At 35.8% G+C, this 21,568-nt stretch carries 21 protein-coding genes; 18 read left to right on the top strand and 3 right to left on the bottom strand.

Translation table 11 applies throughout. The features are described 5' to 3' along the window. The first annotated feature begins 67 nt into the window (after nucleotides 1–67). The 16 genes from DDD_RS02245 to DDD_RS17190 all read left to right on the top strand — a co-directional run bounded on the left by DDD_RS02245 (nucleotide 68) and on the right by DDD_RS17190 (nucleotide 17,182). Complete coding sequence (locus DDD_RS02245; RefSeq protein WP_015361102.1) at nucleotides 68–1,858, top strand: sodium:solute symporter family protein; 1,791 nt, start codon at nucleotides 68–70, stop codon at nucleotides 1,856–1,858. Nucleotides 1,859–2,373: 515 nt separating this feature from the next. Further along, entirely contained in the window at nucleotides 2,374–5,061 is a 2,688-nt protein-coding gene (locus DDD_RS02250; RefSeq protein WP_015361103.1) for an ATP-binding protein, read from the top strand. After that, nucleotides 5,058–5,423 (top strand): response regulator transcription factor, encoded by a 366-nt coding sequence (locus DDD_RS02255; protein ID WP_015361104.1) that lies wholly within the window; start codon nucleotides 5,058–5,060, stop codon nucleotides 5,421–5,423. The genes DDD_RS02250 and DDD_RS02255 overlap by 4 nt, the downstream gene beginning before the upstream one ends. A 2-nt stretch (nucleotides 5,424–5,425) precedes the next feature. Then, nucleotides 5,426–7,339, top strand: a complete 1,914-nt coding sequence (locus DDD_RS02260; RefSeq protein ID WP_015361105.1) for an acetate--CoA ligase — start codon at nucleotides 5,426–5,428, stop codon at nucleotides 7,337–7,339. Between the two features lie 5 nt (nucleotides 7,340–7,344). Next, the gene (gene acs, locus DDD_RS02265) at nucleotides 7,345–9,255 is read left to right on the top strand and encodes an acetate--CoA ligase (RefSeq protein WP_015361106.1); all 1,911 of its coding nucleotides are present in this window, start codon (nucleotides 7,345–7,347) and stop codon (nucleotides 9,253–9,255) included. 247 nt (nucleotides 9,256–9,502) lie between these two features. Next, on the top strand, nucleotides 9,503–10,060 hold the full coding sequence (locus DDD_RS02270) for a TetR/AcrR family transcriptional regulator (protein WP_158441674.1): 558 nt from the start codon (nucleotides 9,503–9,505) through the stop codon (nucleotides 10,058–10,060). Nucleotides 10,061–10,138: 78 nt separating this feature from the next. Further along, a complete protein-coding gene (locus DDD_RS02275; RefSeq protein WP_015361108.1) occupies nucleotides 10,139–10,894 on the top strand; it encodes an SDR family oxidoreductase in 756 nt (251 codons plus the stop codon). A 60-nt stretch (nucleotides 10,895–10,954) separates the two neighbouring features. Beyond that, nucleotides 10,955–11,302 carry a hypothetical protein gene (locus DDD_RS02280; RefSeq protein WP_015361109.1) on the top strand — a complete coding sequence of 116 codons (348 nt, stop codon included), beginning with the start codon at nucleotides 10,955–10,957 and terminating at the stop codon, nucleotides 11,300–11,302. 98 nt (nucleotides 11,303–11,400) lie between these two features. Beyond that, nucleotides 11,401–11,736: a nuclear transport factor 2 family protein gene (locus DDD_RS02285; protein ID WP_015361110.1), complete on the top strand. Its 336-nt coding sequence runs from the start codon at nucleotides 11,401–11,403 to the stop codon at nucleotides 11,734–11,736. 51 nt (nucleotides 11,737–11,787) lie between these two features. Further along, nucleotides 11,788–12,462 (top strand): ion channel, encoded by a 675-nt coding sequence (locus DDD_RS02290; protein ID WP_041566861.1) that lies wholly within the window; start codon nucleotides 11,788–11,790, stop codon nucleotides 12,460–12,462. A 23-nt stretch (nucleotides 12,463–12,485) separates the two neighbouring features. After that, entirely contained in the window at nucleotides 12,486–13,493 is a 1,008-nt protein-coding gene (locus tag DDD_RS02295; RefSeq protein WP_015361112.1) for a bestrophin family protein, read from the top strand. A gap of 12 nt (nucleotides 13,494–13,505) precedes the next feature. Further along, nucleotides 13,506–14,252, top strand: coding sequence for a hypothetical protein (locus DDD_RS02300; protein WP_015361113.1), 747 nt, complete (start codon nucleotides 13,506–13,508; stop codon nucleotides 14,250–14,252). A gap of 203 nt (nucleotides 14,253–14,455) precedes the next feature. After that, a complete protein-coding gene (locus tag DDD_RS02305) occupies nucleotides 14,456–14,905 on the top strand; it encodes a hypothetical protein (RefSeq protein WP_015361114.1) in 450 nt (149 codons plus the stop codon). Nucleotides 14,906–14,941: 36 nt separating this feature from the next. Next, a complete protein-coding gene (locus DDD_RS02310) occupies nucleotides 14,942–15,244 on the top strand; it encodes a GNAT family N-acetyltransferase (protein ID WP_015361115.1) in 303 nt (100 codons plus the stop codon). A gap of 468 nt (nucleotides 15,245–15,712) precedes the next feature. Further along, complete coding sequence (locus DDD_RS02315; RefSeq protein WP_236613389.1) at nucleotides 15,713–16,192, top strand: nuclear transport factor 2 family protein; 480 nt, start codon at nucleotides 15,713–15,715, stop codon at nucleotides 16,190–16,192. Nucleotides 16,193–16,345: 153 nt separating this feature from the next. Beyond that, nucleotides 16,346–17,182, top strand: coding sequence for a helix-turn-helix domain-containing protein (locus tag DDD_RS17190; protein ID WP_015361117.1), 837 nt, complete (start codon nucleotides 16,346–16,348; stop codon nucleotides 17,180–17,182). A gap of 30 nt (nucleotides 17,183–17,212) precedes the next feature. Here the strand turns inward: DDD_RS17190 and DDD_RS02325 are convergent, their stop codons facing one another. Further along, on the bottom strand, nucleotides 17,213–18,166 hold the full coding sequence (locus DDD_RS02325) for a mechanosensitive ion channel family protein (protein WP_015361118.1): 954 nt from the start codon (nucleotides 18,164–18,166) through the stop codon (nucleotides 17,213–17,215). Nucleotides 18,167–18,519: 353 nt separating this feature from the next. Here DDD_RS02325 and DDD_RS02330 point away from each other — a divergent pair, with 353 nt between their 5' ends. Beyond that, nucleotides 18,520–19,155 carry a hypothetical protein gene (locus DDD_RS02330; protein WP_083892367.1) on the top strand — a complete coding sequence of 212 codons (636 nt, stop codon included), beginning with the start codon at nucleotides 18,520–18,522 and terminating at the stop codon, nucleotides 19,153–19,155. A gap of 81 nt (nucleotides 19,156–19,236) precedes the next feature. Further along, entirely contained in the window at nucleotides 19,237–20,127 is an 891-nt protein-coding gene (gene era, locus DDD_RS02335; RefSeq protein ID WP_015361120.1) for a GTPase Era, read from the top strand. A gap of 81 nt (nucleotides 20,128–20,208) precedes the next feature. Here era and DDD_RS02340 read toward each other — a convergent pair whose 3' ends face one another. Continuing rightward, nucleotides 20,209–21,012 (bottom strand): anti-sigma factor, encoded by an 804-nt coding sequence (locus DDD_RS02340; RefSeq protein WP_015361121.1) that lies wholly within the window; start codon nucleotides 21,010–21,012, stop codon nucleotides 20,209–20,211. Beyond that, nucleotides 21,009–21,566: an RNA polymerase sigma factor gene (locus DDD_RS02345; protein ID WP_015361122.1), complete on the bottom strand. Its 558-nt coding sequence runs from the start codon at nucleotides 21,564–21,566 to the stop codon at nucleotides 21,009–21,011. Before DDD_RS02345 ends, DDD_RS02340 begins: the two co-directional genes overlap by 4 nt. Between the last annotated feature and the right edge of the window lie 2 nt (nucleotides 21,567–21,568).

Raw genomic sequence — 21,568 nt, forward strand, 5'->3', positions numbered from 1 at the left:
CAACAATTAAATCAACTAACTATAAATCTACTGCTCTATTCAAGAGTAGTCACTTAAAGAAAATATTATGAATGTTCAAATGTGGACTTATATACTCGTAGGAGTAACTTTTGCCCTTTACATAGGGATTGCGATATGGACTCGTGCCGGTTCAACAAAAGAATTTTATGTTGCAGGTGGTGGCGTTTCTCCTCTTGCAAACGGTATGGCTACCGCTGCCGACTGGATGAGCGCTGCGTCATTTATCTCTATGGCGGGAATCATTGCTTTTGCCGGTTATGACGGCTCCGTTTACCTTATGGGATGGACTGGTGGTTACGTATTATTAGCTTTATTACTGGCACCTTACCTAAGGAAGTTTGGAAAATTTACAGTACCTGATTTCATAGGCGATCGTTACTATTCTAAAACAGCTCGACTAGTAGCGGTATTTTGTGCCTTATTGGTTTCATTTACTTATGTAGCTGGTCAAATGCGTGGTGTAGGACTGGTTTTCTCCAGATTTCTAGAAGTAGAAATTAATACCGGTGTGATTATAGGAATGATTATCGTACTGTTTTATGCGGTACTCGGCGGAATGAAAGGAATCACATACACGCAAGTAGCACAGTATTGTGTATTGATTTTTGCCTTTACTGTTCCTGCGATATTTATTTCTATCCAAATGACAGGAAATCCTATACCTCAACTAGGAATGGGAAGCACACTAGCTGATGGTTCTGGAACTTATTTATTAGATAAACTTGATGGATTAAGTACGGATCTTGGTTTTGCTGCTTATACCGATGGGTCTAAATCTCTAGTAGACATATTTGCTATTACACTAGCCTTAATGGTAGGAACAGCAGGATTACCGCACGTTATTGTACGATTCTTTACCGTAAAACGTGTAAAAGATGCTCGTAAAAGTGCTGGATGGGCTTTATTGCTTATTGCTATTTTGTATACAATGGCGCCAGCTGTAGCGGTGTTTGCTAAAACAAATATGATAGACAGCGTAGTAGGTAAGTCTTATGCAGATCAGCCAGACTGGCTCAAGAATTATGAGGAGCTGGGTTTAATTGCTTGGACTGATAAGAATGGTGATGGAATTGTGCAATACAGTCCAGGAAACGCCTTTACTAGCAAAAAACCAGAAGAAATCTATGATGGAAAAAACAGAACAGCATTAGGTTCTAGAGCGACTAAAAGTGTCGATAACTCAAATCCTAACGAGTTGTACATTGATAATGATATTATGGTGCTGGCAAATCCTGAAATTGCAAATCTACCAGGTTGGGTGATTGCACTCGTTGCTGCTGGAGCACTTGCCGCAGCACTATCTACAGCTGCTGGATTATTATTAGTTATCTCTTCATCTGTTTCTCATGATTTAATTAAAAAGGTTGTCAACCCTAATATTTCTGAAAAAGGTGAATTAATTGCTGCACGTTTAAGTGCTGTAGGAGCTGTTTGTGTTGCTGGATATTTTGGAATCAATCCGCCTGGATTTGTTGCAGCTACGGTTGCTTTAGCTTTTGGTCTCGCAGCGGCTAGTTTTTTCCCATCTATTATTTTAGGAATATTCTACAAGCGCATGAATAAAGAAGGAGCAGTTGCCGGTATGGTAGTAGGTATAGTTACCATGCTTTTATACATGGTAAAATATAGATTAGGATGGTTTGATGAAGCTCTACCAGGTAAGGATGAATGGTGGTTCGGCATCTCTCCAGAAGGCTTTGGTACGATCGCTATGCTCATAAACTTTGTGGTAAGTCTAGTAGTATGTCATTTCACATCGCCACCACCACAAGAGGTTCAGTATATTGTAGAAAATATACGTATCCCTAGCGGCGCTGGAGAAGCTACTGGTCACTAACATTTCCGCGCAGGCGGAAATCCCACGAAGGTGGGAATCTAGAGTAGGCGGAAATCCCACGCAGGTGGTAACCTAACTTGATTGGATATCTCAATAACGATGCAGTCTGAAGATTTTAAATGAGTAATCAGAATCCATAGATATCCATGATTTAATTCAAGCTGCACTTTCCCTAGAAGTGCAGTTTGTTTTTATCTCGCTTTCGCGAAAGCGAAATAACTAAAGATTAATCATTAAATAGTATCTTGAGAGTCAATTTTAAGGATTAAAATTTTGAATAGAAGATTACCTTCTTGAATTTAAAAACCCATGCAGTCTAGCTGGAATTAAAATGAAAAAAAGACACCAACAAAAACTTGTTATTCTATCTATAGGACTAGTAATTTTCTTGAATGTACCCATCATATTTATATTTAATAGTGAGTTCTCAATTTTAGGAGTACCAGTCTTATATGCGTACATTTTTTTAGTGTGGTTGTTGAGTGTAATTATAACTTTTACAGTGATTAAAAGATATGCCTAGCTACGCCATCATATTAGTGATTGTGGGATATTTATCGCTCTTATTTGCGATAGGGATCTGGGCAGACCGTAGGTCAAAATCTAAATGGGTGCATAATCCATGGGTCTATGCCTTGTCTCTTGCAGTATATTGCAGTGCTTGGACCTATTATGGTAGCGTGGGAATTGCAGCCACCAGTGGTGTAAGCTTCTTAACGACCTATCTAGGTCCAGTGATCGCTTTGCCATTATGGATATTAATTTTAAAACGAGTAGTTCTTATTTCAAAGCAGTATCAAGTCGCCAGTATTGCCGATTTTATTTCGCTACGTTATGGAAACAACCGTTCTATAGGTGCGATAGTAACTATAATTTGTGTTGTTGCTGTTTTACCTTATATCGCCTTACAATTAAAAGCAGTTTCAGAGACTTTTGATATACTCTCAGACAGCTCAAAAAGCACCAGCATTTTTACAGACAGTACTTTTTACATAGCGGTACTGCTTGCGGTGTTCGTGGCGCTTTTTGGAACTCAAACTACTGATGCCTCTCGCAGGCGCAGCGGTCTTGTTTTCACAGTTGCCGTAGAAAGCTTGCTGAAGCTGGTTTTCTTTTTGATCATAGGTATTTATATTACCTTTTACTTGTTTGATGGAACGACCGATATTTATGAACAAGTCTCAGCTTTAGATGGTTTTGAAAATCTAGCCACCTTTTCAAATATGGAAGCCAGTATCAACTGGTATTTTATGATCGCGCTATCGTTTTTTGCGATATTCTTATTGCCTAGACAGTTTCAAGTTAGTGTGGTAGAAAACACCTCAACAAATCATTTGAAAAAAGCAAGTTGGGTATTCCCTTTGTACTTATTGCTCTTTAATGTATTTGTAATTTTTATCGCATGGGCAGGAAAATTATTGCTTTCTGGAGATGTAAACCCAGATTATTATACGCTGCATTTGCCGCTAGAACATGGTCATCAACTTTTAGGATTAATGGTTTTCTTAGGTGGTTTATCGTCCGTGATTTCTATGGTAGTAGTAAGTGCTCTTGCTTTGAGCACCATGATCAGTAATAACCTCATTATTCCATATGGGTTTTTAAAAGTGCTTAATAAGAGTAACCCTAGCAGCAATGCGCGTAATATTAAAAATATACGTAGAGTTTCTATTTTCATCTTGATTATAGGCGCTTACTTTTTCTATGTGAACTTTAATATTCAGTTGTCACTCTTTAGTATAGGGTTAATTGCTTTTGTGATCATAGCACAACTCGCACCTGCCTTTTTTATAGGCTTGTTTTGGAATCGTGGTAGTGCTGCGGCTGCAAAAATGGGAATCCTTGCTGGATCATCAGTTACTTTTTACACACTTGCATTACCTTTTATAAACGAAGTTTTTGTAGAAGGTAGCACCTTAGTAAGCAATGGGCCTTTTGACATAGTACTTTTAAAACCTTATGAACTTTTTGGACTGGATTTTATGCCGCCAGTAACCCATGCATTTTTTTGGTCGATGGTTTTTAATGTGATGTTCTATTTGATTTTCTCAGTGATCAAAAAAGGTAATTACAGAGAGCGTAATTATGCTGAACTTGTTGTTAACGCATCAAGTTATGGAGATTTACAAGAAAACGCCTTTGTATGGCGTGGAGAAGCTTATGTATCTGAAATAAGAAAAGCACTCACACGATTTTTAGGAGAGAAGCGCACGGCTCGAGCACTCGACATTTTCTATCGCAAGTATGATCTGAATCCGCAAGAAGAAAAAGCCGATGCTCGTCTGGTCAACTTTTCAGAAAAACTACTCACTGGTTCTATAGGTGCTGCCAGCGCTAAGCTCATGATAAGCAGTGTGGTAAAAGAACAACCAGTAACCTTACCAGAAGTACTTAAAATCTTAGAAGAAAGTAAAGAAACTATAACTGCAAATAAACAACTACAACAACAATCCCACGATTTAAAAAGGCTTACAAATAATCTTCAAGAAGCAAATGAAGCACTTGTAGAAAAAGACCGTCAGAAAGATGAGTTTCTCGATACCGTAGCACACGAACTTAAAACACCTACAGCTTCCATAAGAGCTGCTAGCGAGATCCTTGCCGATGCTGATGATATGCCGAAAGAACTAAAGCAAAAATTCCTTAACAACATTGTCAATGATGCCGATAGACTGGCGGTTTTGATTACTAATATTCTAGATCTTGAAAAATTATCCAGCGGTCGTGAAATTATGGATAAAAGGGAACACTTGTTAAAAAACACTGTAACTAAAGCAGTGGATGGCATCTATCAACTTGCGCTCAAAAAAGGTGTTCAGATTGAAGTAAATGAAGTAGAAAATATAAGCATGTTTTACGATGAAGACCGCATTCTACAAGTCTTTACAAACTTACTATCTAATAGTATCAAGTTTGTACCTGAAGGCAGCGGCTTGATTACCATTAACACTCGACATAACAGCGATAAAGTTATCATGTCGTTTGAAGATAATGGTAAAGGAATCCCGCCAGAAGATATGCAGTACATCTTTGAAAAGTTTTATCAATCTAATGATCAGAATGTTAAGAAGCCTATCGGCAGTGGTATGGGACTCGCCATAAGCCGTCACATTATAGAAAGTCATAATGGAACCATTAACGTGGATCCTGATTTTAAAAGAGGAGCCCGATTTATAGTAGAATTAAAAACAGCAGGAAAATGAAGAAGATTTTAATAGTAGATGATGAACCTAACATAGTGATGTCACTGGAGTATGCCTTTCAAAAACAAGGTTACCACGTGTTTATCGCTAGAGATGGAAGTGAGGCGCTGGTTATCATGGAACGCGAGCATCCAGATGTTGTTATTCTCGACGTGATGATGCCACAGGTAGATGGTTATGAAACCATTAAAATGATAAAGGAGAATCCCGCTTTCGCGAAAGCGAGAGTCATCTTCCTATCTGCAAAAAGCAAAGCAGCCGATATAGAAAAAGGTCTCAATCTAGGTGCTGACCAATATTTTACGAAACCATTTTCTGTAAAAAAACTCATTACTGCGGTAGATCATTTAATAAGAATATAGTTATGGATTACAATTCATTTTATCAAAAAAGCATAAATGCTCCTGAAGGTTTCTGGCAAGAGCAAAGCAATGCCATAGAATGGTTTCAAAAACCAAAAAACATCTTATCTAAAAATACAGACGACTATTATCACTGGTTTCAAGACGGAAAAACAAACCTGAGCTATTTATGTATTGATAAACATATTAAGGATGGTTACGGAGAACAAAATGCTATCATTTATGATAGTCCAGTAACTGACACTAAAAAGTTCATCACTTTTAATGAGTTGCATCAAGAGGTTTCCAAACTCGCTGGTGGATTACAATCTTTAGGATTAAAAAAGGGTGATACTTGTCTCATTTATATGCCTATGATACCACAGGCTATTTATGCCATGCTAGCTTGCGCTAGATTAGGAGTTATACATTCAGTGGTATTTGGTGGTTTTGCGCCTCATGAGCTTGCTATACGTATAGATGACTGTAAACCTAAAGCAGTCATAACAGCTTCTCACGGTATAGAAATTAAACGTATCATACCTTATAAGCCTTTTGTGGACCAGGCGATGGAAGAATCAAGTTTTAAACCTCAAAATGTGATTCTTTATAATAGAGATAACGCACCATTGAGTGTTGTTAAATCTTATGATATTGATTACTCGGAGCTTGTAAAAAAATCAAATCCTGTCGAACCAGTAGAGTTAAATTCCACACATCCATCTTATATTCTATATACCTCTGGAACCACGGGAACACCTAAAGGAATCATAAGAGACACTGGAGGCTATGCTACCGCATTAAAGTTTTCAATGAAATATGTCTATGGAGTTGAAGAAGGGGAAAGATATTGGGGAGCAAGTGATGTAGGTTGGGTAGTAGGTCATAGTTACATTGTCTATGCGCCACTTATTAATCGCAATACAACTATTTTGTTTGAAGGTAAGCCTATCAAAACTCCAGATGCCAGTACTTTCTGGAGAGTAATAAGTGAACATCAAGTGAGTGTCATGTTAACCGCACCTACCGCTATCAGAGCGATTAAGAAAGAAGATCCTCATGGAGATTTTATTAAAAAATATGATTTATCTTCTTTAAAATACCAGTTCCTCGCTGGAGAGCGTTGTGATGCTGCCACATTAAAATGGACACAAGACCAGCTCAAAGTTCCAGTTATCGATCACTGGTGGCAAACAGAAAGTGGCTGGCCCATGCTTGCCAACATGGCTGGTGTAGAATTACTACCTATTAAATCTGGTAGTGCTGGAAAACCAGTTTGTGGTTATGATATTCAAGTTTTAGATGAAAACGGCAGTCCAGCTGCAGCAAATACCGAAGGATATATAGCTGTTAAATTACCATTACCTCCTGGAACTCTACTCGATATTTGGGAGAATACCCAACGATTTAAAAAAGGGTATTTAGAACGTTTTCCAGGATACTACTTTTCTGGTGATGGTGGTTATAAAGATGAAGATGGTTATGTTTTTATTACTGGTCGTGTAGACGATATCATAAATGTTGCAGGACACAGACTCTCCACTGCCGAAATGGAAGAAATCGTCTCCAGTCATGCAGACGTAGCAGAGTGTGCCGTTTTTGGAATCCATTGTGATTTAAAAGGACAGCAACCTTTAGGTCTTGTTGTCTTGAAAACGAATCACGTTCATTCTATGAAGGATATTCAAAATCAAATCGTCCAAAACGTACGACAAGAAATAGGAGCTGTAGCCTCATTTAAAAATGTGCTGATTGTACAAAGATTACCTAAAACACGCAGCGGTAAAACCTTAAGAAAATTGCTGCGCAATATTGCCGACGAACATGAATATAAAATACCATCCACTATAGACGATGTCTTGATCATAGACGAAATAAAGAGTGTTTATCAAACACACTTCATAGGAATACACAATCAAAATAAACTGATAAATTAATAATTATGAGTAATTACCACATAAAACATTTAGAAGAATACTGGCAAGTTTATAGAAAGTCAGTGCGCAATCCAGAGAATTTTTGGGAAGAAATAGCAGAGGAACATTTTTTATGGAGAAAGAAATGGAACAAAGTCCTGAGTTGGGATTTTTCAAAACCAGAAGTAAAATGGTTTGAAGGAGCGCAACTTAATATCACAGAAAACTGTATCGATAGGCATCTCGCCACTCGTGCAGATAAAACAGCGATTTTATTTGAACCTAATGACCCAAATGAAGGTGCTCAACACATAAGCTATAGAGAGTTGCATGAACGCGTTTCTAAATTTGCAAACGTACTTAAATCACAAGGAGTAGAAAAAGGCGATCGAGTTTGTATCTACTTGCCTATGATTCCAGAACTGGCTGTATCAGTATTGGCATGTGCTAGAATAGGCGCGATTCATTCGGTGGTTTTTGCCGGTTTTAGTGCTACGGCATTAGCTACTCGTATTAATGATTGTGATTGTAGAATGGTTATTTGTAGCGATGGAAGTTACCGTGGTAAAAAAACCATTGACTTGAAGTCTATTGTAGATGAAGCGCTAGAGAACTGTCCTGGCGTGACTACAAATCTTGTAGTTAATAGAACTGGTGGAAAAGTCACCATGAAAGAAGGACGAGATACTTGGATCCAACCACTTCTTGATGCGGCCGATGCGACTTGTAAAGCAACCATCATGGATGCTGAGGATCCGTTGTTTATTCTTTATACTTCTGGTTCTACCGGAAAACCCAAAGGAATGGTGCATACCACAGGTGGTTACATGGTTTATGCAGCATACAGTTTCAAAAATGTGTTCCAGTACCGTGAGAATGATGTGTATTGGTGTACGGCGGACATTGGTTGGATTACAGGTCATAGTTATATCGTTTACGGTCCATTGGCAAATGGTGCCACTACGGTAATGTTTGAAGGAGTTCCTTCTTATCCAGATTATGGACGTTTTTGGGAAATTGTAGAAAAGCACAAAATCACTCAGTTTTATACAGCGCCTACTGCGATTAGAGCACTTGCCAAAGAAAACCTAGACTACGTAGAGAAATATGACTTATCTAGTTTAAAAGTATTGGGAACTGTAGGAGAACCTATAAATGAAGAAGCGTGGCACTGGTATAATGATCACGTAGGTAAAAAGAACAGCCCGATTGTTGATACTTGGTGGCAAACAGAAACTGGCGGAATCATGATCAGTCCGATTCCTTATTCCACGCCTACCATTCCTACTTTTGCGACCTTGCCACTACCAGGAATTCAGCCAGCATTAATGGACGAGCATGGTCAAGAAATTATAGGAAACCAAGTAGAAGGAAGATTGACCATAAAATTCCCATGGCCATCAATGGCACGTACGATTTATGGAAATCACGAGCGTTATAGAGATACGTATTTCAGCGCTTATAAAAATATGTACTTTACAGGAGATGGAGCTCGTCGCGATGCTGTAGGATATTATAGAATCACCGGTCGTGTGGACGATGTCATTATAGTAAGCGGTCATAACTTAGGAACCGCACCTATCGAAGATGCTATTAATGAACATCCAGCTGTTGCAGAAAGTGCTATCGTAGGATTCCCGCACGATATTAAAGGAAATGCGCTTTATGGTTATATCACCTTGAAAGAGACTGGCGAAGATCGTAATCAAGATAATCTGCGCAAAGAAATCAATCAGTTGATTACAGACCGTATAGGCCCTATAGCAAAGCTGGATAAAATTCAGTTTACTAACGGATTGCCTAAAACGCGCAGCGGTAAAATCATGCGACGTATTTTGAGAAAAATAGCCGGTAAAGACACCGGTAATATGGGAGACACGAGTACACTTCTCAATCCAGAAGTAGTACAAGAGATCATGGATAATGCTTTGGTGTAATTTTTTGATAGTTTTAATCTCGCTTTCGCGAAAGCGTAATGACTAATCAGAAGTTTATGCTGCATTTATTGCGGTACGAAAGCGTGATGCCTAATTAGAAGTTTATATAGCAGTTAATCGAAGTTTTAAAGTAGCATCATAACTAAATTTATACAAACTAAAAACCTGCCTTTATCAAAGAGGCAGGTTTGTTTTTAAGCAGCACATTTTAAAAACAATATCTTTACCATCCTTAACTATGGAATCTATGAATAAAACCGAACGTATTTTAAACGCTGCTCTTGCTTTAATAGTAGAACGCGGATTAGAACGTACACCTATGTCCATGATAGCTGAGCGTGCTGAGGTAGGAATGGGAACAGTTTATAAATACTTTGCAAATAAAGAGGCTATTGTTAACGGCATTTATGTGAAAATAAAGGAAGAAGAAGCTACTACGGTTTTTGTAAATCATAAGGTTCAACAAAGTGTTCATCTCACCTTTTTAGATTATTATGGTCGCATGATAGACTATTTTTTGAGTAATCCTTTGAGATTTGACTTTATAAGTCGCTATGCCTTTTCTCCTATTATTAAACAGGATACCCAAGTAACAGCTATGGCGCAGTTTTACCACTTTGATGACTTATTCAAACGCGGTCTGGACGAGGGATTATTTAAAACTATTCAAGCAGAGCATATAACTTTTTTTGTTTTTAGTGCAATTGCTTACTGGATGAAAGCTGCTGGAGAATTAAAGATAAAAATAGACGATTCTTATAAAGAGACCTTGTTAAACATGGCTTGGGATTCTATAAAAAAGTAACTGCTTTTTTTTTAACTTATACTGAATGAATATTCAGTCTATTACTTTTAGATTTGACTTTAATCAAAAATTTAATAAATGAGTAACATGAATTTAAAAGATAAAGTAGTTTTAATAGCTGGTGGCGGGAAGAATCTAGGCGGTTTATTAAGCCGTAATTTTGCAGAAAAAGGAGCGCACATAGCGATTCATTATAACAGCGATAGCTCAAAAGCAGAAGCAGAAACAACGCTAGCCGATGTAAAAGCTCATGGCGTAAACGCTTTTTTATACCAAGCAGATTTAACACAAGTAGATAATATCACAACATTCTTTGAGCAGGCCAAAGAAAAACTAGGTGGCATAGACATAGCGATCAATACGGTAGGAATGGTTATGAAAAAGCCTTATCAAGATACTACAGAAAAGGAATATGACACTATGTTTGATGTAAACGCAAAAGTGGCCTATTTCTTTATTCAAGAAGCAGGGAAACACTTGAATGATAATGGCAAAATAAATACCATACTTACATCTCTTCTTGCTGCTTATACGGGAATGTACTCGCTTTATGCTGGTTCTAAAGCATCTGTAGAGCATTTTACAAGAATGGCTTCTAAGGAATTTGGAACTCGTGGAATTTCAGTAACCGCGGTAGCTCCTGGACCTATGGATACTCCATTTTTCTATGCTCAAGAAACGGAGCAAACGGTTGCTTACCACAAGTCAGCAGCTGCTCTAGGTGGATTAACAGACATTAAAGATATCGCCTCTTTTGTAGAGTACTTAGTTACTGACGGCTGGTGGATTACTGGTCAGACTATTTTTGCAAATGGTGGTTATACCACTAGATAAATCATAACTATAAGCCCAGTAACTCTTGAGATTATTGGGCTTTTTTATAAACATGAAATTATGGTTACAAAAATTATAGGTGGAATATTAATCCTAATTATACTCGCTATGGGCGTAAAACAAGGACTGGCCATGTTTCAAGGCAAACCAGAAATGCTGGAGATGTTCAGTAAATTTGGTTTTAATAAAACCGGTGTAATGCTTATGGGCTGTATATTGCTCTTAAGTGTTGTTCTTATTGCGATACCTCAAACTTTTGTTTATGGTAATTTTTTAATGGCAGGCATCATATTATTTTTGTTGTGCTTTCAATTATCTTTAGGAAACATAAAAGGAGCTGCGATGGAAATACCTTTTTTACTTTTAAATCTAGTGGCTATATATTTTAAGCATCCTTTAGGTAAGTAATGATAAACTTTCTATTTTTCATTTTTTGCACCATATCATTAGCGATCTGTGCGCAACATCAAAATCAAGAACCTCAAAAAGAACTAAACAAAACAACCATGCAAGACAACTCTAATTCCACACCAGAAAGCACTATAAAATCCCTTATCGATGCTATGGAAGCAAACGATGGTGATAAAATACGTTCCTTATTTCATGATAACGCGTCTCAAGCTTATGGTGATGGACCTTCAAAATCAGGAAAAGCATTTTTTAAATGGCTGGATAGTGATATTATAGACCGCAAAGGCCATGTAGAAGGAGCACATTTTACAACCACAGGTAACGAAGTAGTTGTTACTGGTCAATACAGTAGTGAAGGTTATACTAACAAGGCTAATTTTTTATTCTTTGTTAAAGAGGGAAAAATCATGAGCTGGCAAATGCGTTATTAATAATAAAGCATATCTTAAGTGTCAAATTGCTTATCTGTTTAAATATGTATTTTGAATAAAACGTTTCAAGTAGCTCAGAACTATAAATATGAAATTTTACTAGTAGCGCTCTTAGCGCATCTTTATATAGGTGTTATTCTGATAGATATGTCATTTTACACAAAGGTAATTTGGCCGCTGAATATGCTTATTCTAGGAGTTGCTAGCATAGGCGTTTTTATGGAAAAAGGACGTGTTAGAAATACCATCAAAAATATTTTATTGATATTAGTAATACTGTTACCTATTAGCATTCCCTTTTTAGGTACGGCTCCTTATTTCATGCCTGTTTTGAGCCTGGTGTATACGGTCTTTTTTGGATATATCTTTATCGAAATATTGAGGTTTTTAATTAAGCCTAGCTATATCAATACAGATATTTTATCTGCATCTGCTTGTGGTTTTTTCTTAATCATTGAAGTAGCGGTATTTCTATTACAAGCTGTTTTCTATATGGATACCTCCTCTATAAAAGGCTTAACTACTGGAGCGCCAGCGCTAGTCTATATGGATTTGGTTTACTTTAGTTCTATAACAGTAACTTCTATTGGTTTTGGGGATATTACGCCTATTGCTCATACCACTAAACTATTAGTTTCTGTTTTAGGTGTTTTCAGCCAATTTTACTCTGTTGTTTTAATAGGTATCCTTATCAGCAAATTTGTGTCTAAAGAAGATCAAAAGTAATTCCTTTATAATAATACAATGTCATGCACGCAGGTAGTCATTTTAGAATAAGAACGTTTTTGTACTGGACCAGAAGAAATATCCTTTGGTTAACCATTTTAGCTGTCATTCCTACCGTTTTATATGCGCTTTTAGATTTTCACTGGTTAGCTATTCCTTGGCAACCAGTTGCACTTGTAGGAACGGCAGCAGCATTTATTGCTGGTTTTAAAAACACGCAAACCTATAACCGGTCATGGGAAGCACGTAAAATATGGGGTGCTATTATTAACGATAGCCGTACGTGGGGTTTAATGGTTAAGGACTTTATAGTAAAAGAAAACATTACAAAGGAAGAATTGCATCCTATCCATAAACGAATAATTTACAGACATTTTGCTTGGTTAACCGCACTGAGATTTCAATTGAGAAAACCAGAAGCTTGGGAAAACACAAACAAATCTTATTTTAAAGAGTTTAGAAAACATTATAGCGTTCCAGAATGGGAAACTAACTTAGAGGACATCATGCGTCCTTTTCTAACGGAGAAAGATTTACAGTATGTACTTAAAAAGAAGAATAGGGCGACTCAATTACTAAGCTTACAATCAGCCGACCTAAGAGAACTACGTGGTGAAAAATTAATAGATGCTTATCCTTATGTAAGTCTAGAAGGACTTCTCAAAGAGTTTTTTACACATCAAGGTAAGGCAGAAAGGATTAAGAAATTCCCTTATCCACGACAGTTTGCATCGATCAATATGTTTTTTATAAGGCTTTTTTCACTTTTATTACCTTTTGGCATGTTAGATGAATTTGCACAATTAGGAGACTATGGAGTATGGTTAACTATACCATTTAGTGTTCTCGTAGGCTGGGTTTTTACCAGTTTAGAACAGGTAGGTGAAAGCACAGAAAATCCATTTGAAGGTGGTGCAAATGATATTCCTATGGCAGCCCTTTCCAGAACTATAGAAATAGATTTAAGAGAAATGCTAGAAGAAACAGACTTGCCACCAGCGGTAACTCCTGTAAATGAAATATTAATGTAAATAAAATACAATATGAGTACCAAAGATTTAAATACCGTTCAAAAATACTATCCGCAAGCAAACGCCACAGAAAAAATGGTAAACGGAATGCTTAATTTAATCGAGAAAGATTATGGGTTAAAACCTCATCAATTAATGCATGCAGACAGTTTGTGTTGCGATGATGTGAATGCCATTCAATATCCAGCAAGGGCTCATGAAATGTTAGGACCTTTTAACTTAGGAGGACTAGATGGTTACCCATTTGCAGGTCTTACAGGTATGGGCGCATTTGCACATCATGTTCCAGAAGATGGCGCCATCGTAATTTTTTATGCACCTCATATAGGTATTACTAAAGATGGTAAAATAGGTGAAATAAATCGCTATGGACAAAGTAATAACTCATCCTGTTGCGGTGCTGCTCAAGCAGGTTTAGGAAAATTAAGAAATGATGAGATCAAGAAAGATGAAATGCGTGAAAATGATTTTCAGCAAAGTACGATAGAACAAATTTTATGGAATGAGAAAGAGAGAATTCTAAAAGCTGATATTCAAATTAAAGAAGCTACCGAAGTTATTTATGAAGCTATAGATAAACAAATTTCTTATCTTATTTCTAAAACAGATTACCCATGTAATCACTTATTTCAAATAGGCGGAATCTTTATTAATGGCGATAGAGATATGGGATCATTTTCTACTTTCAAACGTTTTGAGCACCACGATCTTAAATCAAATATTAAAACAGACCTATTAGAAAAAGTTTCAAGTTTTTAGAGATTTTAAATTTCTATAGAACCTTTTTTAAGATCCGCTTTCGCGAAAGCGGAATTATCATAAAACCTTTTCATAGAACAGATCTACGGAAAGGTTTTCCTATTTAGGGAATAATATATCATTACTAAAGAAGTATGTTTATGTATTTAACTGAGTCTTGATCGTAAGTTTGTACCATCAAAAACCAGTTAAAATATAACATCATGAAAACAATAAAATATATAGCTCTACTATTACTAGTATTCACTTCTTATCATTCAACATCACAAGTATTTATAGGCAAACTAGAAGAAATATACGTTGGGTACGAACAGGTTGTAAAAAATGATTTTGATTCTATTAATAGCAACATAAGTAATAGTGAGAACTTTAAATTTAAGAAAGCATTGAAAGATGCGAGACGCTCTCAAGACACTTTAGAATTAGTCAGCAATAAGACTAAATTACAAATTAGTCAGGAAGAATATTTAAAAACAATAAGAAAGGCGGCAAATCGCAGTAATGATTCTACTGAGTTTATTTCAAGAATAGTATCTGAATTTCCAGAGCTCAAAAAGTCAATAATAGTAAATCAATCTTTTGAACAATTGTATGAAATAATAAGACCAGACACTTTTAATGGAAGACTTGATGCCTTACCAGATGTTCTTTAAATTCTATTTCTAGTACGTATCTTTAAGGAAAAAAACATGGACGCAATACAATATGCACTCAAAGAAAATGAATCTCAAAAAAAATATTACTTTGAAATAGAGGAACATGTCGCCTTTATAGAATATATCAAAGCTCAGGGGAACATTTACCTTACTCATACTGAAGTCCCAAAAGAGCTAGAAGGACGTGGGATTGCAAGTAATTTGGTCCTAAAAGTTCTGGAAGAAATCGACCAAAATGAATGGCGATTGATACCTCTTTGCCCATTTGTAGCCACCTATATCAAAAGACATCCTGAATGGAAAAAGCTTGTTTATCGAGGAATCAATATTGATTAATAGCTCAACTGGTAGTACTTTCTATAATTTAAAACACCTAGCAAACAAAGGTTTGACTAGGTGTTTGTAGTTAAGTATCTCATTAGGGGAAAGAAGCTCAACTTATCTATTTTAATTATTTATGGCCAATATAAGCCAAGCTATTTCTGAATTTTGATCGAAGATAACTTTTTTGTTTTTTGTTTGAAAATGAGTACTACTTTTAATTCGTAGGCTTAAAAACATCTTGGCGTTTACTCCATTCCTAAATGGCACTGTTAATTAATGTAGGTTACAACTTTGATAAAGGGAGAAAGCGGTAAACGCTTTTTCCTGGATCATAGCTTCCATTATTTCCAAGATAACTACCTAATTATCAGTAAATATAATGGTTTTTAATGGAGAAAATATCACAAGAACATAACAATTATCTCATATCCATTTTTGAATCAGTTAAAGCGTAGTAACTTTATCACAAATACTTAAAATATGAAAACGTTACAATCGATAATTCTTTTAATGGTTTGCATAAGCATCAACTCTTGTAATAAACAACAATCAAATGAACCTCAACAAAACGATGAAGAAGCCATAGCAGCTGTAGAAAATGTGATCCAAAATCTATTTGATGAAGTCTGGGCTGGTTATGATGAAAATGCAATTACCAAATATCAAACCGATGATTTTTTATTATTAGAACATGGTGAAGTATGGAATAACGACACCATAGCAAACTGGTGCAAAGAAGCGCAAACTAGAAACTCTGAATATGAACGTATCAATAATTTCAAACGCATAGATGCGAGAGGTAATGGAGATAAACTATGGCTAGCATATCACAACTACGGGACCTTCAAAAAAGATACTATCATGTTTGAAAGAGCATGGCTAGAAAGTGTCGTTGCTGTTAAAGAAGACAGTATTTGGAAATTAGAATTAATGCATTCTACAAGACAGCCTGTAGAATAATCATTTTAGAAACACATTGCATATTCTTAAGCTTTGTAGGCTTTTCAAGCCTTTGCCGTGCAAATGTCGGGCTTAATTACCTTTAAATATTTTGAAACCGCTTCCCTTCTCCATTAATATTGTGGCATCAATAACCCATAAAATAGTTAAATTATGAATCAGCCAGAATTAGGAAATTACATTGCAGCTTTAAGAAAAGAACAAGGACTTACTCAAGAAGAACTTGTAGAAAAGTGCAATATCAATGTACGCACCATACAACGTATTGAAAATGGAGATGTAACTCCACGCAGTTACACGGTAAAAAATATACTAGAGGCTCTAGGAAAGTCATTTGACGAAGTGTACCAAGGAACTGCTTCAAACAATAATACCACTCAAGTAAATAACAAAACTGCAAGTGTAAATTACACTTATAATCGCAATAAGCTACTATTATCTGGTGTTGCAGGAATAGTGTTATTCATTTGCTATCAAATGATGACTATTAATGACGTTATTCACTCATTTACTTTTGAGAACCTCCTACCCTATTCTATTTATAGTGTTTTTGGTTTTACAAGTATTATTGCGGGATTACTATTATGCCAAGGTATTTACCATATGGGTAAAGTGAGAGAAAATAGCTTGCTGAAAATTGCGGCTATACTTGCTGCAGTACTGTACACCTGTTCTACGGCTTTTCTACTTTTCTTTATTGATTATGAAACAGACTTTAATAGCTCTACTGATATTATTTTAGGAATTGCAGTGGTTGTAATGACAGGAATAGCTTACATCATGTTGGGCGCTGGATATCTAGCGCAACGTAAAGAAGAAACAGGAACAGATAGATACATGGGCTTTATTGCATTAATTGCTGGTGGGATGACTATAACAATTATCCTTGCTCCTATTGCTATTTTATTCATGATCGTATTTGATATTTTTCAAATTATTTATTTGATCAAATATGCCGATAAAAGCAAAAAGTCCCAACTAGGTAACTAGTTGAGACTTTTTATTTATTGATGTGAACTTCTAGTCAGATGAAGAGTTGTTTGCTTCTTGTCTCACCATTTCTAATTTATTATTGAACTCTAAGGTTCGTATCGGGAACGGAATGTTAATATTCTTACCGTCAAATGCTTTCTTCAACCCTATTACCGCATCGCTTAAAGCTTGATGTTTTTGTTTTGCTTTAGTGGCATCTGTCCAAAAACGAAGCATGAAATTGATACTGCTATCGCCAAATTCGTTATAGAAAAACTCAACTTCTTCGTCACCCTTTTGCTCAAACATATTGTTTATGGTATCGATAGCTAGTTTTTTTACCATTTCTAAATCACTTTCATAACCTACACCACAATTAAGTGTAACTCTTGTGCGAGGTGTTAGCGTCCAGTTTTTCATTGGATTATCAATGATTGTTTTATTAGGAATAACTACCAGATTATTATCTGCCTCTTTGAGTATAAATTTGTCTAATTGCACTTCCATTACTTGACCAGTGTAATCAGTAGTTTCAATCCAGTCACCTACTTTAACTTGTTTACGGAAAGAAAGCACAATACCACTAATGACATTAGATAGCGATCCTTGTAAAGCAAGACCTATTACAAGTCCAGAGATACCAGCACCAGCTATAATCCCTTGCACTGCATCATTGAGCTGTAATACGCTCATCGCAATAAAAATACCACCGAGAACGACCAAAATAGCTACTGCTTTCCCAGCTAGACGTTTAACGCTCTCTTGAGTTTTATTTGCCATGAGTTTACGTACGCCTCGATCCACATATTTTGAAACAAAATAAGCTATAATAAGAACTATAATTGCAATACCTAAATTAGGTAGCATGGTAATAAATGAATTATACCAAGAGGCCAGTTGATCCCATATTAAGGCTCCACTATCTTTAAGCTCCGTTCCTGATTGTTTTACTGTTTCAGCTGTATTTTTTACCGCTTCTTCGGTTTGTTGCATATTTATCATAGAAACAAATTTAACTTTTCAAATACGTTTTGTACTCATTATTAACAGCCTTTAACGATTATATGTAATATTTAAGATAATTTTATTTTTATTTCATCTAAAGTTAAACCCTTATTTCAATTACAATTATTAACTATTATTATCTCGCTTTCGCGAAAGCGGAATACTAAAGAGGCTTACTTTACATCCTCAAACTGCGATCTCATTCTGCTTATAATTTCTTCTAATAACTAAAACATACTTTATCTTTAGAAAATAGAAAGTACCTATTTGATAGAGTATCACACTGACATCATTATTAAATAACGGCCTTTTATATCATTTCAAAACACTAATCCATTAGTAAGTAAACGATGAAAAAAATATTCTTGATAATATTTCTAATGGTATCACTCATTTCTTGTAAACAAAATAGTGGTTCCATACTAGAGACTTTTGAAACCTTGAGCGCACCTGAAGAAGCTTATGAAATCGACACCACTTCTAAAAATCAAGAACTGCTGCTTCTAGTGCAAGATAGCGCTATGGAAAACCCTGATAAGTTTGCGGGAGCTTTTAATCAATCTGTAGACTTTCATGATAAAACAACCGCACTAACCGCTCAAATCAATGAAGTAAAAGATGTGATCTATGATTTTATAGGAGAAACAGAAAACTTTTCAAATAAAAATAAAACTGCAGATTCCCTACTTTTTAATGGTGATCAATTAAGTGAAACTGGCCTTATTCTAAAGACCGCAATGAATAATTATAAAGTAAGCACAGGCGACCAATTATATTTTTATCCCGAAGCCGAAAAAGCAGCAAAACAAATAATCAATACTAAAATTAATAAAGAAGAACCTGATGATAATTTAGATTCTTTTGTTTACCGTTTCAAAGGTCTACCCAGCATAGAAGTATTGACAGAATTGAGCTTGATGCAACAACAAGTCTTAAAAGTTGAAACACTTTTTCTTGAGGCTCTACTTAAAAACCCATTGGAATAAATCTCAATTTTTGAGTTCCATAAAATTTTAATTTGGCTTCGATTAAACATCAAGTAAGTCCATTAATACTATCTTTGCAAAATGGAACATAAAGCAGGATTTGTAAACATCGTAGGTAACCCTAATGTAGGTAAAAGCACCTTGATGAACGCATTAGTAGGAGAACGTTTATCGATCATAACTTCAAAAGCACAAACAACGCGTCACCGTATTTTAGGAATTGTAAATGGTGATGATTTTCAGGCTGTTATAAGTGATACACCTGGTATTATTAAACCGGCATATAAACTTCAAGAAAGCATGATGGAGTTTGTAAAAAATGCCTTTGAAGATGCCGACTGTATACTTTACATGGTAGAATTAGGTGAGAAAGAACTTAAAAACGAAGCTTTTGAAAAGCGTTTAACCTATGCCGAAGTTCCTGTTTTTGTACTTATCAATAAAATAGATAAGGGTCAACCTAATCAGCTAGAAGAAGCTGTGGCGCACTGGAAAGAAAGACTGCCTAACGCAGAGATTTTTGCAATAAGCGCTTTAGAAAACTTTGGTGTTCCACAAGTTCTAGAACGTATCGTAGAATCATTACCTGTCTCACCAGCATTTTATCCTAAAGACGCTTTAACTGATAAACCAGAGCGCTTTTTTGTAAATGAGAGCATTCGTGAGAAAATCTTAATTCACTACAAAAAAGAAATTCCATACTCTGTAGAAATTGATACCGAAGAGTTTTTTGAAGATGAAGACATCATCAGAATACGATCTGTCATCATGGTAGAACGTGAGACGCAAAAAGGAATAATTATAGGTCACAAAGGAAGCGCTATAAAACGTGTAGGAACTGAGGCTAGAAAGGATTTACAAAAATTCTTTGGTAAACAAGTTCATATAGAGCTTTATGTAAAAGTGAATAAGAACTGGCGTAGTGATGAGAAACAGTTAAGACGCTTTGGATACAAAGGAGACAATAAGTAACAGGCAAAAGACTATTACAATTTTTGGAATATAAAAACAGTATTTTTCTCAATAAAAATGCTGTTTTATTTTGCAATAAACTTAAGGCTGCACTCTTAAGTTTACGGCAGCTACTAGATTCTCTACCGTTGCATGATCATTCCCACCAGCTGGCTCAATTGTTATATTGAGACTACTGGCATTTGCCATTATCGTAGGATCAAGTATTTTCTTAGAGTCCTTTTTTAAAACCGCTAGAGAAATCATCTCTCCATCGACATCTGCCCAAAGCTGGTAATCATGATCTTTATCTAGACTTGGTAAATTATTGATTTCTACTTCACCTCTATCTGTACTTTTATTATAATATGCCGTTGCCAGAAGTGTTTGCGCTTTTTGATTTCCTTTTAGGATGTATTTATCCGTATCAGCTGACTTTAAATAAGCAATTTCATCTTCAAGCGAGCTCATTTCTTTAGTCGCAAAAGAAACCTGCTTCAAAAGCTGCGATTGCTCTTCCTCAATAGTTGATAATTGCGTCTCTAATGTAGTATTCTGGTTGTTCACATAAAGAAAACCTGCTATACCTATCAAACCTATAAATATCGCTGCAAGATTTAACCAACTAAAAGAAGATGCTTTTCGATTTGCAGCTTCAGCAGGAGTAGTTGAACGGTCAATGGATTTTAAAACCTCGCTCTTTAGATTTTCTGGTGGTTGTTTTTGATATAGTTTACTCACTACTTGCAACTCTTCTTGTAGCTTATCGTAGGCAAATTTTATTTCTGTATGTTTTTCAATGAAAGACTCTACTTCTTCTGATTGATATGGCTCAGTAGCGCCTATAACATATTGCTCGAGTAAACCTGAGTCCAAAAAATCTTGTATGTTTTTATCTTCCATCATAATAAACAGCTTACTATAATTATAAAAAGCCCTATATTAATAGTACGTAATTCTTTTAAAGCATTACGTAATCTCGTCTTTAATGTTCCTAAAGGTAGGTTTAAGTAATCTGCGGCTTCCATATGAGTCATTCCTTTAAAAAAAATTGTTTCTAGAACTTCTCTATATTTTTTATCTAACCTATTGATCTGTGCATTAATTAAATCTCTATCCTCCTTGTCAATTCCGTCTTCATTAGGATATACGTCTCGATTTTGGATTTGGATTTCTTTATCACTTTTCCTTTTTGATTTCCTTAATGCATCTAGCGCCGTGTTGCGAGCAATTTGAAAAAGCCATGTAAATAATTTTGCTTTTTCTGGATCGTAGACATGAGATTTATGCCATACCTTAATTAATGTTTCCTGTAAAACATCACTCGCCATAGCTTCATTTCTAGTGATCTTAAGAATCACACCATAAAGAGGAGCTGCATATTGATCATAGATTAGTGAGATCGCGCGCTCATCTTTCTCTTGTAATAATTCTATAATATGCTTTTCAATAAAAGTCACTA

It is taken from the genome of Nonlabens dokdonensis DSW-6 (assembly GCF_000332115.1).
Classification (GTDB): Bacteria; Bacteroidota; Bacteroidia; order Flavobacteriales; family Flavobacteriaceae; genus Nonlabens; species Nonlabens dokdonensis.

Excerpts from the sequence above, each read along its gene's own strand:
- DDD_RS02340 (WP_015361121.1), bottom strand. The coding sequence starts at position 21,012 with ATGATGGAAGATAAAAACATACAAGATTTTTTGGACTCAGGTTTACTC.
- DDD_RS02250 (WP_015361103.1), top strand. The coding sequence starts at position 2,374 with ATGCCTAGCTACGCCATCATATTAGTGATTGTGGGATATTTATCGCTC.
- DDD_RS02255 (WP_015361104.1), top strand. The coding sequence starts at position 5,058 with ATGAAGAAGATTTTAATAGTAGATGATGAACCTAACATAGTGATGTCA.
- DDD_RS02295 (WP_015361112.1), top strand. The coding sequence starts at position 12,486 with ATGCACGCAGGTAGTCATTTTAGAATAAGAACGTTTTTGTACTGGACC.
- DDD_RS02280 (WP_015361109.1), top strand. The coding sequence starts at position 10,955 with ATGGTTACAAAAATTATAGGTGGAATATTAATCCTAATTATACTCGCT.
- acs (WP_015361106.1), top strand. The coding sequence starts at position 7,345 with ATGAGTAATTACCACATAAAACATTTAGAAGAATACTGGCAAGTTTAT.
- DDD_RS02285 (WP_015361110.1), top strand. The coding sequence starts at position 11,401 with ATGCAAGACAACTCTAATTCCACACCAGAAAGCACTATAAAATCCCTT.
- DDD_RS02275 (WP_015361108.1), top strand. The coding sequence starts at position 10,139 with ATGAGTAACATGAATTTAAAAGATAAAGTAGTTTTAATAGCTGGTGGC.
- DDD_RS02260 (WP_015361105.1), top strand. The coding sequence starts at position 5,426 with ATGGATTACAATTCATTTTATCAAAAAAGCATAAATGCTCCTGAAGGT.
- DDD_RS02315 (WP_236613389.1), top strand. The coding sequence starts at position 15,713 with ATGAAAACGTTACAATCGATAATTCTTTTAATGGTTTGCATAAGCATC.
- DDD_RS02310 (WP_015361115.1), top strand. The coding sequence starts at position 14,942 with ATGGACGCAATACAATATGCACTCAAAGAAAATGAATCTCAAAAAAAA.
- DDD_RS02245 (WP_015361102.1), top strand. The coding sequence starts at position 68 with ATGAATGTTCAAATGTGGACTTATATACTCGTAGGAGTAACTTTTGCC.
- DDD_RS17190 (WP_015361117.1), top strand. The coding sequence starts at position 16,346 with ATGAATCAGCCAGAATTAGGAAATTACATTGCAGCTTTAAGAAAAGAA.
- DDD_RS02325 (WP_015361118.1), bottom strand. The coding sequence starts at position 18,166 with ATGATAAATATGCAACAAACCGAAGAAGCGGTAAAAAATACAGCTGAA.
- DDD_RS02270 (WP_158441674.1), top strand. The coding sequence starts at position 9,503 with ATGAATAAAACCGAACGTATTTTAAACGCTGCTCTTGCTTTAATAGTA.
- era (WP_015361120.1), top strand. The coding sequence starts at position 19,237 with ATGGAACATAAAGCAGGATTTGTAAACATCGTAGGTAACCCTAATGTA.
- DDD_RS02300 (WP_015361113.1), top strand. The coding sequence starts at position 13,506 with ATGAGTACCAAAGATTTAAATACCGTTCAAAAATACTATCCGCAAGCA.
- DDD_RS02330 (WP_083892367.1), top strand. The coding sequence starts at position 18,520 with ATGAAAAAAATATTCTTGATAATATTTCTAATGGTATCACTCATTTCT.
- DDD_RS02305 (WP_015361114.1), top strand. The coding sequence starts at position 14,456 with ATGAAAACAATAAAATATATAGCTCTACTATTACTAGTATTCACTTCT.